General features: G+C 46.5%; 11 protein-coding genes. 4 read left to right on the top strand and 7 right to left on the bottom strand.

All coding sequences use genetic code 11. From position 1 onward, the window contains the following. The first annotated feature begins 55 nt into the window (after positions 1-55). Complete coding sequence (locus tag J3U76_RS13305) at positions 56-1,063, top strand: isocitrate dehydrogenase (protein WP_208006461.1); 1,008 nt, start codon at positions 56-58, stop codon at positions 1,061-1,063. 486 nt (positions 1,064-1,549) lie between these two features. Here J3U76_RS13305 and rlmM read toward each other — a convergent pair whose 3' ends face one another. Genes rlmM through J3U76_RS13290 form a run of 3 tightly spaced genes read right to left on the bottom strand, consistent with a single transcriptional unit; the run spans position 1,550 to position 3,661 of the window. Further along, positions 1,550-2,641 (bottom strand): 23S rRNA (cytidine(2498)-2'-O)-methyltransferase RlmM, encoded by a 1,092-nt coding sequence (rlmM, locus tag J3U76_RS13300; protein ID WP_208006460.1) that lies wholly within the window; start codon positions 2,639-2,641, stop codon positions 1,550-1,552. Next, a complete protein-coding gene (locus J3U76_RS13295; RefSeq protein ID WP_424022314.1) occupies positions 2,641-3,033 on the bottom strand; it encodes a DUF423 domain-containing protein in 393 nt (130 codons plus the stop codon). The genes rlmM and J3U76_RS13295 overlap by 1 nt, the downstream gene beginning before the upstream one ends. After that, positions 3,020-3,661: an alpha/beta family hydrolase gene (locus J3U76_RS13290; RefSeq protein ID WP_208006459.1), complete on the bottom strand. Its 642-nt coding sequence runs from the start codon at positions 3,659-3,661 to the stop codon at positions 3,020-3,022. The genes J3U76_RS13295 and J3U76_RS13290 overlap by 14 nt, the downstream gene beginning before the upstream one ends. A 132-nt stretch (positions 3,662-3,793) precedes the next feature. On the opposite strand from J3U76_RS13290, the gene J3U76_RS13285 reads away from it, so the two are divergent. Continuing rightward, entirely contained in the window at positions 3,794-4,402 is a 609-nt protein-coding gene (locus tag J3U76_RS13285) for a DUF2726 domain-containing protein (protein WP_208006458.1), read from the top strand. A 642-nt stretch (positions 4,403-5,044) separates the two neighbouring features. On the opposite strand, the gene J3U76_RS13280 is transcribed toward J3U76_RS13285, so the two are convergent. The 4 genes from J3U76_RS13280 to yghU all read right to left on the bottom strand — a co-directional run bounded on the left by J3U76_RS13280 (position 5,045) and on the right by yghU (position 11,218). Then, positions 5,045-5,779, bottom strand: coding sequence for a 3'-5' exonuclease (locus tag J3U76_RS13280; RefSeq protein WP_208006457.1), 735 nt, complete (start codon positions 5,777-5,779; stop codon positions 5,045-5,047). 18 nt (positions 5,780-5,797) lie between these two features. After that, on the bottom strand, positions 5,798-7,663 hold the full coding sequence (locus J3U76_RS13275) for a DUF294 nucleotidyltransferase-like domain-containing protein (RefSeq protein ID WP_208006456.1): 1,866 nt from the start codon (positions 7,661-7,663) through the stop codon (positions 5,798-5,800). A gap of 314 nt (positions 7,664-7,977) precedes the next feature. Then, positions 7,978-9,609 (bottom strand): BCCT family transporter, encoded by a 1,632-nt coding sequence (locus J3U76_RS13270; RefSeq protein WP_208006455.1) that lies wholly within the window; start codon positions 9,607-9,609, stop codon positions 7,978-7,980. Between the two features lie 745 nt (positions 9,610-10,354). Next, positions 10,355-11,218, bottom strand: a complete 864-nt coding sequence (gene yghU, locus J3U76_RS13265; protein WP_208006454.1) for a glutathione-dependent disulfide-bond oxidoreductase — start codon at positions 11,216-11,218, stop codon at positions 10,355-10,357. 336 nt (positions 11,219-11,554) lie between these two features. Between yghU and J3U76_RS13260 the strand changes: the two genes are divergently transcribed. After that, complete coding sequence (locus J3U76_RS13260; RefSeq protein WP_208006517.1) at positions 11,555-11,743, top strand: hypothetical protein; 189 nt, start codon at positions 11,555-11,557, stop codon at positions 11,741-11,743. Continuing rightward, positions 11,709-12,206, top strand: coding sequence for a PAS domain-containing protein (locus J3U76_RS13255; RefSeq protein ID WP_243454262.1), 498 nt, complete (start codon positions 11,709-11,711; stop codon positions 12,204-12,206). The genes J3U76_RS13260 and J3U76_RS13255 overlap by 35 nt, the downstream gene beginning before the upstream one ends. The last annotated feature ends 111 nt before the right edge of the window (positions 12,207-12,317 follow it).

Genomic DNA, 12,317 nt, shown 5'->3' with positions numbered 1-12,317 from the left:
TAACAGCCGCGATAATAACAATTTAACTTACTCAAAATATAACGGAACGCCGCTCATGAATAAACGCAGTATTACCGTGATCCCAGGTGATGGGATCGGCCCAAGTATTGTCGATGCCGCCCTGAAGATTATGGATCATGCCGGTTGTAACTTTCACTACGACTACGCAGATGCAGGTCTGATGGCGCTAGAAAAACACAGTGAACTGCTTCCCCAGTCAACCCTAGACTTAATTGAAAAAAATAAAATCACTCTAAAAGGCCCACTGACCACCCCTATTGGTGGCGGTTTTACCTCTATTAACGTGTCACTACGTAAACATTTCAACTTATACGCCAATTTACGTCCAGTGGTGTCATTTGAAGGCGCCCAAAGTCGCTATAAAGATATCGACATTATTACCGTTCGGGAAAACACTCAGGGTATGTACTCAGGTGCTGGACAAACTCGCTCCGACGACAACACACACGCCGAAGCCATGAGTATTATTACCCGCGAAGGTGCCGAACGCATTACTGAGTTTGCTTATAAATTAGCGCGCACCGAGGGACGCAAAAAAGTCACCATAGTGCACAAAGCGAATATTCTAAAATCGACCTCTGGCTTATTTTTAGACGTGGCTCGCGAAGTCGCACAACGCTACCCCGACATTGAAACCAACGAAATGATAGTGGACGCGGTGTGCATGAACTTAGTCATGTATCCAGAGCGTTTTGACATCATAGTAACTACCAATTTATTTGGTGATATTATTTCTGACTTATGTGCCGGCTTAATAGGCGGCTTAGGGATGGCTCCTGGTGCGAATATTGGTCAAGATGTGGCTATTTTTGAAGCGGTACACGGCTCTGCGCCCGATATTGAAGGGCAAAATATTGCCAACCCCTGTTCGGTAATTTTGGCGTCTATTCAAATGCTTGAGCATTTAGAGATGCAAGATAAAGCCCAGCAAATTCGCAATGCGGTACGCAAAACCATTGCTGAGGGTAAAAGCGTCACTCGCGATTTAGGCGGTACCGCCACCACCACAGAGTTTACCCAAGCAATTATTGCTAACCTTTAAGAAAACAAACGAAAACAAGCGGTCAGCTTTAAGCCGTCAGCTATCAGACAAACAAAAAAACACCGAGTCGATTACCGACTCGGTGTTTTTATTTATAGCCCACGACACTGCACCTTTACAGCAGTAAAGCGGACTGGCTGAGATAAACCTGTGAGGAGTGAGGGGGACTGTTGGACAATGTCGAATGTTGAATGTTGAATGTTGAATGTTGAATTAACAGACAAACACTGCTTTCGCTTTTGTAGAAGCCGCTTGGCCGGCTCCTGTCTTAGGGAAAGCGCTGCGCAGCAAAATATTGATTTAAACAAGTGCCGCTACGCGCCACCGGCCAGCTGAAGCGGCCTCTACGTTGTTTATCGGGCGCTCGGTGCTGCTTTAATCCCTATTCCCTAGTCCCTACTCCCCATTTCCTATGATTTTTCTGTGGGTTTCGCGTTCTTCCGTTGCAAATAGGTTTTAACTTGGCGCCGGGCGCTCGGCGCTTATTTATTCCTTAGGTACTAACCTTGCCACTTTAAAGGGCCGGTATACATGCACGGTAATCTCTTCACGATCGTGATACAGCTGCTTCGCCTGTATATGAAAACCGCCCAACTCCGCAAGCTTCTCTTTTAATTGCTGCAGATTATGCACAGCTTCAGCGTAGCGCTTTTTCATCGGTAGCTTGAGGTTAAATATCGCCTCTTGGCAATCTTCATCCATTAACCACGCCGCCATGGTGGCCGCAACACGTGCCGGTTTTTCTACCATGTCACACACCAACCAATAGACATTTTTACGGGCCGGACGCCAGCTAAACACGTCTTCGCGATAATGCTTAACCTGACCGGTATCCATTAACTTGGTGTCCATGGCGCCATTATCCACCGCCGTTACCATCATGCCACGGCTAACAAGCGGATAGGTCCAACCACCGGGAGCAGCACCTAAATCTACCGCATTTAAACCAGAAGTTAAGCGCAGATCCCACTCTTCTCGAGGAATAAACACATGAAACGCCTCTTCTAACTTTAAAGTAGAGCGGCTAGGCGAGTCTGCAGGAAAGCGCAATCGCGGTATTCCCATATGAAAAGGTGAGTTATTAAATGAATATGAATAACCCACCAAGGCATGATTATTAGCCAGAAAAAATAAATGCAGTATCGGCCTATTGCGCACTTCTTTATCGGTTAATAACCCCTTACCACGCAATGCTTGGCGCATAGGCACCGTAAACTTGCGACAAAAGCGCGACAGCTCTTTACCGTCATTGGTATCGGGGGTTTCTACTCTAAGATCACCGCATAACTCCATGCCTTCTGCGGCATCAAGTAATGGGCTAATGCGATCATCTAGCGGCAAGTCTTTTACTTCTGCCTCAACGACCACCATTTGTCGAGCAAAAATAAGCTCTCTAAACAGCAACTTACGGGCCAGTAGGTCAGCATCGTCTGGTGAAAAGCATTCATAAATAACAAAGCCGCTGTCGTCCTTGGTGCGCGCAAAACCTGGGCTACCAAACTGCCCGGCTCGGTCCTGAATTTCCGCCGCCGCCTCTTTTTCAAACCCAGGACGACAATATATTAATAACTGTTTCATCAAAAATCAGACCTCAACCAGGCGCGACCGGCCAGCAACACGCAGACCCACCCCGCCATAAAACACACTCCGCCAAGCGGAGTAACAAAACCAATACCCTTAGTGCCTAACAGCACTAAAGCATAAATACTGCCACTAAAGAGCAAGCTGCCTAGTGTAAAGAAACCCGCCGCCAGATGCAGCGTTTTTAATGACTTAACCCGCAACGCCAGCACCATTAATAACAGCGCCAACGCATGATAAAACTGATATTGCACGCCGGTATTAAACGCACTCACCAATGACTCAGAAGTACCACTTGAGGCCAAACCATGGGCGCCATAAGCCCCCAATGCGGTGCCCGTTAAACCCAATAAGCCCGCGATGTAAAACCAACTTTTAACCAGCAACAATAAAATTCCTCATCTTTGCTACAACTTCGCGCAAATTATTATCAAGGGTGGTGCCCGAAGCTTTACGCGGTTTAAAGCTATGATCCCCATCTTTAAGCCAATGAGTGTGTATCTTGGGCGACAACTCAAACTTCTGCACTGCCTCTTTATTGCCAAAGGCATCGCGCTCACCCTGTAGCAATAAGGTAGGCGCGCGCAGTGTCGCCAAATGCGCACCACGATATTTGTCTGGCTTATTGGGTGGCGTAAACGGAAACCCCAATAATAACAAACCCGCAGGGGATAATTCATCCGTTTTTAACTCATCAGCTAACTCGTCAATAATAAGTGACGCCATACGCCCGCCCATCGACTTACCCGCTAAAAATAATCGAGGGTGCGCAAACTCACGCACCCTTTCTCGCCAGTAGTCTAGTAGTATCGGCTCACGATCTGGTGGCCGGCGCCGTCCATCGGCACGTGTTTTTTGCATATAAGGAAACTCAAACCGGATCACTTGAATATGCTCATCGGCCAAGCTTTCAGCCAAGTAAGTCATATCAGCATGCTCCATGCCCGCCCCCGCGCCATGAGCAAACAACACTCGATTAGGCGCATCATCGGCGCCATTAATAATAACTTGATTCATCGTTCACTCATTCCTGATTATTTTGTGACTAGCTGCTGGATCACGTCGCAGCAAGTCCCCCCTTATATTCTTTTGGGTGGCGCCCTCTGCTACACTCATGCCTGCTTTAGTCACTCTTTAGGCCTTTTTAACATGACTCAGATGCTGCCCACCACGCCCCTTGGCTGGATAATCTTCAGTGCTAGCGGGCTACTTATACTGCTGCTACTGATTAAACTATTACCCCGCTTATGGCGCGATAAAACGCAGCCTCTTTATACGCAGAAAATGCTTTTTAGCCCAGAGGCCAGCACGGCTCTTAGATTACTCGACGAGGCTATCGGCCAAAAGATGCGTATTTTTACCGCCATTAGCCTTACTGAATTACTCGACCCCAACCCTAAGCTAAAAAAATCTCAACGCAAACGCGCACAGCAGATGCTGCAAGGCGATACATTAGACTTTGTACTCTGTTCACCGGATGATTTTAGTGTGAAGGTAGCCCTGATCTTATCTGAAGATAACCTCAGTAAAAAAGAAAATAAGCGCAAACTTCAGCAACTACAACACATTCAAGCCGCTGGGCTGCCTGTTATCCAGCTGTCACCCACTGCCTGGCCTAGTGCACAAGCATTGCAGCAACAGATTATAACCGCTTGCAAGCAGTGCAACACGTCTTTACCAACTCATGGCCCACAAGGTCGGGTAGAGCCCACCCTCTCACTCCCCGACTCAGAGCTACCCCCTTCGGGAAGCTGTTAGCTGTTAGCTGTTAGCTGTTAGCTGTTAGCCGTAAGCTATCAGCTGTCAGTTAAAGAAAACTCCAAAGCGTCGGTCATTGCGAGGTACGAAGCAATCCATTGTAAAAGAGAGCGGAACGTCTATCGCTGCACTCCTACGTTAAAGGTAAAACGGGTTGGATTTTTCGTACCGCGCTCAGCGTAAGGCGTATGGCCGCTCTGCGGTCGGTTTGTTTTTTGTTTGTCTGATAGCTGACGGCTTAAAGCTGATCGCTGCCCGAAGGGCCTGGATTGCCGCGTCGTTTCACTCCTCGCAATGACCCGAGAACAATGTTGAATGTTGGATTTTGAATGTTGAATTAACCGACAAACACTCAATTCTGCTATCGCCCTTACGCTGTCATTGCGAGCGCAGCGTGGCAATCCATTCCAAAAGAGAGCGGAACGTCTATCGCTGCACTCCTACGTTAAAGGTAAAACGGGTTGGGTTTTTCGTACCGCGCTCAGCGTAAGGCGTATGGCCGCTCTGCGGTCGGTTTGTTTTTTGTTTGTCTGATAGCTGACGGCTTAAAGCTGATCGCTGCCCGAAGGGCCTGGATTGCCGCGTCGTTTCACTCCTCGCAATGACGGCGAAGAGTGATGGAGCTGAGATTGGCACTATACCTTATCCCCAAATCTCTCCTATGGGCGTGTTAGGCTGATAGTGATGCGCCATTTGCGCTTGCAATAGCTCTGCAGTGGCCAATGCATCGGTAAGGGCATGGTGGGGTTGATAAAAGGGTAGATGATAGCGATAGCGACTATCGGCTAAGCGAATAGACACTGGCTTTTTGCCTCGTAATCGCGCCCAAAGCCCTAATGGTTTATGCCTGTGTAAGCGTGCTTCTAGCTCCATGGTATCCACCACCGGAAAAACAATGCCTTCGTTTAACCTCGCCTGCAATGCAGCAGCTAAAAAACCGCGCTCTATGGCTTTATGATGTACCACCACTACAGCCCCTGCTAAGGCCGCTAACAGCTCATCTAGCACTATCAACAAATCCGGTGCGGTTTGTATTTCTGAATGAGTAATACCATGAATGACCACCGCCTCTTCAGCCATGGGTTTATGGGGGTTTACTATCCAGTGTCTTGCATCTTTACAGCGAATGCGCTGCATATTAAAGGGCACTAAGCCAATACTCACAATGGCATCTTTTTTCTGGTTTAACCCAGTGGTTTCAAAGTCCATAGCGACAAAAGGCACTTTTTCTAGCGGCATATCTGCGCTTATGGCACCGGCTCGATAAAAGCGCTCTAATCGGTAATCGCGCGCATTGCGCGCCTGCTTATCAAATAGCGCAGGCCAATCAGGCACCTGCTCTTCAAGCTGCATATCTTGGGGTCGCAAATAAACCATAATCTGCCTTGGCTCCGGCTAATAACGAAACTTCATAAATTTTTGTGCGTTACTTAATATTTGAAACGCATCTTTCAAGTTACGCCGCTCAAAATCCGATAAATTTTCTGGCTCAATATTATTATCAGGCTCATTACCCGCTTCAATATCTAACGCCTGATGGCGAATACGCACCATAGCAATAAACTCCATGGCATCACGTAAATCGGGCCCTCGCCCTTTAGGCAAGATATCTGACTCAATCACATCATTTAAACGATCAAACGAGTTGTGCGCCTGAGAGCCTATTGCCAAGGCATGTACCCGTATCAGATCGGCCAAAGGCGCGGTTCCTCGGCGCTTAAGGTTAATTGAGTTATTGTGTTTGCCATCTTGTTCCATCACAAACTCTTTAAAAAACCCGAGAGGCGGCGTGCGGCCTAAGGCATTGCGGGCCATGCTCGCTAAAAAACGCGGGCTGCGCTGCGCTTGTCGTGCAATTAACGCATTCAGCTGCTCGGCCCATTGAATTTTTCCGTATACCCCATCGAGGTCAAAAAATATCGAGCTATTTAATAAGGTCTGCGCACTGGGGTTGGCTATCCAATCACTAAAACAGGCCTCCCATTGTTGACGCGTTTTTTGCCACTGCACATTGGTCGCCATAATATCGCCAGTGCAATAACTATAACCACAGGCGGCTAAGCCATCACTCACCCGCTTGGCAAGCGTGGCAAAATACGCCCCGTGCTTATCTGCTTGATAATGATTATCTAAAATAATGGCATTATCCTGATCGGTCACAATTAATTGCTCATCTCGTGCCATAGACCCCAAAGCCAAAAAGCAATACGGCACAGGGGGTGGCCCCAGCTCTTGTTCGGCAAGCTCTAATAGACGTTGCTTAAAGCTACGCCCAATACCGGCCATGGCGGTACCAATCATTTTAGAGTTGGCATCTTCATTCACCATGCGTACAAAGCAGGCCTTTACATCATCAGCAATGTTAACCAGCTCTGCCAAGGTTTGCGCTTCAAAAATATGACGCACCACAAATAAACTATTGCGAGACTCATGGCGCATCACATCCGATAGTGCGATCACCCCAAGCGGCTGGCCTTTATGTAAAATTGGTAAATGATGTAGGTTATAGCGCAGCATAACCAGCATGGCTTCAAATACAAACTGACCACTTTCTAGCGCCAGCAAGTCTTCTGACATCACCTCTGCCACACCAGTATTGCAAGATAGACCTTCGGCCAGCACGCGGGCGCGTATATCTCTGTCTGTTAAAATGCCTGCCACACACTCTGTTGTATGCTCTGCATTGGGCTCGCTATCACACAGCACTAAAATAGAGGACACCCCTTCGGCCGTCATTTTTTGTGCCGCCTCTAACACGGTCGCAGACAAGGTTATGCTCACTGGCTCGCGTGAAATTAGCTCACGCACGGTAGAGGTTAATAACTTATCTCCCCCAGCTTGGCGAGATACGGCTTGGCGTAAACGGGCATTGTCTTCAACCTCTACATAATCAGCAAAAGACTCATGAGCCTCATAAAGCTCATTAAACACCGACTCGGGCAAGCAATACACCAAGGTATCCTCCAGGGCCGTGGCCGACATTCGTACTCTGTTATTCATGAGTAAGCCCATTTGACCAAACAAATGACCTTCACTTAACCGGTTATGTAGCTCGCCACTGCGCCTGTGCATTTCTACTGCACCAGAGCGAATAAGGTATAAGTCATGCACCAAGTCGCCATAATTTAAAATCACCGTATTGGCACGGTAATAGGCCACTTCTATTTGCTTGGCAATCGACTCTAACACCTCATCACCTAAGCCATTAAAAGGCTGAAAGCGACGAATAAAGCCTAAAATTTCTAACTGTTCAGCCTGCATGGCACAGCCCGCCTTAATAAAAGTAAAAAGAAAGCTAACGACTTAAGCCTTAAGCTGTCAGCTGTCAGTGGTTCTTACCAATAAGAAGTCTCTTTTCAGATCTGATCTTTATTTTTCCGTGGCTTCCGTGGCGAAAATTTTTGATCAGTTAGTTTTACAAATTAGTATTAATCTCTATATTTTCGCGGATTTCGTTGCGAAAAAATATTTAGTCTCTAATCCGAAAAAACAAAAAGGGTGAAATGCTTGGTGTTAGGTTACCCCATCACTCATCACACCTCACCCTTCGCATATCGTATTAGTTATTTAACCTGCTATCTGGGTTCAGACGCCAAGCCTTTAATTAAGGACACGCACGACACCATTAATACAATAGCAAACGGAAAGCCCGTTGATACCGCCATGGCTTGCAATGCCGCCAAGCCGCCACCTAACATAAGCGCAATGGCCACTAAGCCTTCAAAACCACACCAAAATACCCGCTGTGGTTTAGGTGAGTTCACCTTACCGCCAGAAGCAATAGTATCAATCACCAAAGAGCCAGAGTCAGATGACGTCACAAAGAACACTACCACCAAAATAATACCGATAAAGGAGGTAATTTGCGCCATTGGCAAAGCATCTAACATAATAAACAGCTGTAGAGGCACATCGGCACCCACTACGGCTTCATAACTGTCGGCCACAAACTGATGAATAGCGGTGCCACCAAAGGCGGTCATCCACAACACACAAGCAGTAGACGGAATTAACAGTACCGAGACCAAAAACTCACGCACAGTACGGCCACGAGAAACGCGGGCAATAAACATACCAACAAACGGTGACCAAGAGATCCACCATGCCCAATAGAAAGCCGTCCAACCTTGGGTAAAGTTGGCATCTTCTCGCTCAAATGGCATAGCTAGCGCGGGTAAATTTTGGAAGTAAGCCCCCAGATTGGTAAAAAATCCAGAGAAGATAAGCAGTGTCGGGCCCACTATAATGACAAAAATAAGCAGCAAGGCCGCCAATGCCATATTAATTTCCGATAAGCGCTTCACACCTGCATCTAGTCCAGCCAATACCGAGATAGTAGCAATACCAGTAATTAAAATAACCAGTACAATTTCGGTGGTGGTACCTAACGGAATATCAAATAGATAGTTTAAACCGGCACTGGCTTGCGAGGCACCAAAACCTAGCGAGGTTGCCAAACCAAACATGGTGGCAATCACAGCTAAGGTATCAATAACATGCCCAGGCCAGCCCCATACCCGCTCACCCAACAGCGGATAAAACACCGAACGTACGGTTAATGGCAAGCCTTTATTAAAAGAAAAGATGGCCAAGCCCAGCGCTAATACTGCATAAATCGCCCAAGGGTGTAAGCCCCAGTGATAAATAGTAGCCGCCATACCTAAATTAGTGGCCGCTGCGGCATCCCCTACTGCACCACCTAGCGGTGCCCAGTCGGTACGCACACCATCTTCAACTGTAATACCCGCGAATGAGGTACCAAAATGAGATAAAGGCTCAGACACCCCATAAAACATCAAGCCAATGCCCATGCCTGCGGCAAACAGCATTGAAAACCAGCCTAAGTAAGTAAAATCAGGCGTTGCCTTAGTACCACCAATACGCACACGCCCTAACGGCGAAAGAATTAACCCTAAGCACACCAATACAAAAATATTACCAGCACTTAAAAAGAACCAATCTAGGCTCGAGGTTAACCACGCACGCAAGTCTACAAACAAAGGCGCAACTTGGTTTTGAAACGCTAACGTTAAAAATACAAACGCCACAATCGCCAAGCCCGAGATCATGAAGACTCGGTTATGAATGTCCAACCCAAATGGGCCTATTTGTAGCGCAATATTATCTTGCCCTACCTGATAATCGGTATTGATGGGATTGACCTTACCATCCGGTGCAATCACATCATTATTGTCTTTATCTGTCATATCAGATCCCTTTTGGTCTTAGAATGTCCTGATGGCCGCAATAAATTTATATCGCGACATCTAGCTGTAATATAACATAAAAAATTAACGCTGCGCTTAACAGCCTCAGGTTTTAGACATAAACCTAACCTTTCTGCTTCGCAGCACCCACCCCTTCGGGGAGCTGTAAGCTGTCAGTTAAAGACAGCGCCCGGCTCCCCGCGCCAAGTTAAAACCTAAACCTAAAACCTATTTGCAACGGAACCCACGAAATCCACGGAAAAATAGGGATAAGATCTGAAAAAAGACCTTTTTCTTGTAAGGGCGAGAACCCTTCGGGGAGCGGTAAGCCGTCAGCTATCAGCTGTCAGTTAAATCAAAATAAGGCTATACGTCTAACGCTGACCGCTTTACGTTAAAAAACTGCGGTTTTGTTTTTTGTTTGTCTGATAGCTGACGGCTTAAAGCTGATCGCTGCCCGAAGGGCCTGGATTGCCGCGTCGCTGCGCTCCTCGCAATGACCAAAGGGTGGCTCTGGCTTTTCGTAGGGTCGAATTCATTCGACCGTCTTAGGGCAGCTCGATGGCTAATGCCTATATTGGCAACGGAATCCACGGAGCAGAATTGTAAAGAGTGAAGGGTGAAGGAGACGAGATAAAACAAACTGATTAATGCGGAATTAAGGAACTGCTGTTGTTTTAAGTGTCGTCCACCTTACCCCTCACGGGTTTATCTCAGCCTGTCCACCTTACTATCTTCGTAGTTATTACGAGCGCAGCGCGGCATCTATGTCAGCAGCGCTGTGGCGATTTTCTAGCCCAGGCCCTGCCTGACTCTCGGTGCGATTAACAATGCGCCCTCTTTGTACCGCAGGCCGTGCAGCTATCTCTTTTGCCCAGCGCTGTACATGTACATAGCTCTCGGCATCTAAAAATTCTGCCGCATCATAGGTCTCGCCCAGCACCACACAACCATACCAGGGCCAAATGGCGATATCTGCAATGCTGTACTCATCACCGGCAATATAGCGATTATTAGCCAGCTGCTTATCGAGCACATCTAATTGGCGCTTGGCTTCCATGGTAAAGCGGTTAATAGCGTACTCTATTTTCTTAGGCGCATACTGATAAAAATGGCCAAAACCACCGCCTAAATAAGGCGCCGATCCCTGTAGCCAAAATAGCCAGTTCATCACCTCGGTACGTTGAGCCAAGTCAGTCGGCAAAAAGTGACCAAACTTCTCAGCCAAATACAGCAAAATATTGCCCGACTCAAACACCTTTAATGGCACAGCATAAGAGCAATCCAGTAATGCAGGGATCTTTGAGTTAGGGTTAACTTCAACAAAACCGCTCGAAAACTGATCACCCTCACCAATATTAATCAAGTGTGCATCGTACTCGGCCTCTGTTACTCCCAGTGCCAGTAACTCTTCTAGCATAATGGTCACCTTTTGACCATTGGGCGTACCTAAAGAGTGAAGTTGCAACGGGTGCTCGCCTTTAGGTAAAGCTTTTTCGTGGGTTGCGCCAGATACAGGTCGGTTAATGCTTGCCCAAGTATTACCGTCTGCAGCAGGCTGCTGCCAAACCTTGGGTGGCTGATACTCTTGTTGACGTGCGTTAGCCATACTGTCTCCTTAAAATCAGGGTTTTATCTTGCTTGGTATTAACCAATACTACCTAATATCAGCAACCACTGCATTGTTCGCCAAGCTTAACCACTTAACTTACAAGTACAGCGCGATAGTGATGCCTAATTTTCAAACAAAGTAATGATAAAAATATAGGAAAACAGTCATAATCTGGTACTCTTGTCTGGCTGGCAAAGGCCATGCTTAAGGTGTGCTTTTGTCATTTAATGCCAGTGGAAAAGAGTGCTCACAAACTTTTAACTCATTTCAACCCAATGAGCTTAACTTGTATCAACTTAATGACGATATTAATCGGTAACAGGGATATAAATAATGTTGTTTCAGGCCAAAAAACACCTAGCCAAAATTGAAACGCTAGAAGCGGAGCTTGCTATTTACCATAATACCGAAAAAGATCTGCAGGAAGAAATGATTTACTTTGCGTTAGATAATCATGGCCAGATCATTGAATCTAATAGTAAATTACATGAATCATTGGGTTACTCATCTGCCACTAGTTAGTGCATTAAATATTAAAGATATTTTATCACCTAAATCATCAGATAAAGAGCATACCCAGAATATGCTAACGGCGATAAGCCAAGGCACACACTGGCATGGCGCGCTGCATTTAAAACACAAAAACAATGATGAAGTTTGGTACCGTACTATTTTTCAACCTCGCCTAGATAAAAATACAAAACAAACAGTTTACTCTGTATATTCAGCAGAGCTAACCAATACTATTTCTCAGTCACGTCAATATAAAGATATGTTAATGGCGCTAGATCGCTCTTTAGCAGTGATTGAGTTTAGCCTTGACGGTGTCATATTAAATGCCAATGATAACTTTCTAAATGGTGTTAATTATCATAAAAGTGAAATACTGGGTAAACACCACCGTATTTTTTGTGAACCCTCTGACGTGAATACACCAGCATACGCCGATTTTTGGAACACTCTAGCCCGCAGGGCAACCGCATGAGTGTTTAGTTTTTAACCATTGAAGATATTCCTGCCATCAACACCTTCTCAAGATGCGCTGTTTTCATCCAGCATCGTCGTTGTTTACCAACAATACTGAGTTTCGTTGGTT

The sequence above is a fragment of the Oceanisphaera pacifica genome (genome assembly GCF_017498065.1).
Taxonomy (GTDB): domain Bacteria; phylum Pseudomonadota; class Gammaproteobacteria; order Enterobacterales; family Aeromonadaceae; genus Oceanimonas; species Oceanimonas pacifica.
The sequence above is the reverse complement of the archived record's forward strand: the minus strand, read 5'-3'. Positions and strand labels throughout refer to the sequence as shown.

Coding starts and splice junctions, on each gene's coding strand:
- J3U76_RS13290 (WP_208006459.1), bottom strand. CDS start 3,661: ATGAATCAAGTTATTATTAATGGCGCCGATGATGCGCCTAATCGAGTG.
- yghU (WP_208006454.1), bottom strand. CDS start 11,218: ATGGCTAACGCACGTCAACAAGAGTATCAGCCACCCAAGGTTTGGCAG.
- J3U76_RS13285 (WP_208006458.1), top strand. CDS start 3,794: ATGACTCAGATGCTGCCCACCACGCCCCTTGGCTGGATAATCTTCAGT.
- J3U76_RS13280 (WP_208006457.1), bottom strand. CDS start 5,779: ATGGTTTATTTGCGACCCCAAGATATGCAGCTTGAAGAGCAGGTGCCT.
- J3U76_RS13270 (WP_208006455.1), bottom strand. CDS start 9,609: ATGACAGATAAAGACAATAATGATGTGATTGCACCGGATGGTAAGGTC.
- J3U76_RS13260 (WP_208006517.1), top strand. CDS start 11,555: ATGTTGTTTCAGGCCAAAAAACACCTAGCCAAAATTGAAACGCTAGAA.
- rlmM (WP_208006460.1), bottom strand. CDS start 2,641: ATGAAACAGTTATTAATATATTGTCGTCCTGGGTTTGAAAAAGAGGCG.
- J3U76_RS13305 (WP_208006461.1), top strand. CDS start 56: ATGAATAAACGCAGTATTACCGTGATCCCAGGTGATGGGATCGGCCCA.
- J3U76_RS13255 (WP_243454262.1), top strand. CDS start 11,709: ATGAATCATTGGGTTACTCATCTGCCACTAGTTAGTGCATTAAATATT.
- J3U76_RS13275 (WP_208006456.1), bottom strand. CDS start 7,663: ATGCAGGCTGAACAGTTAGAAATTTTAGGCTTTATTCGTCGCTTTCAG.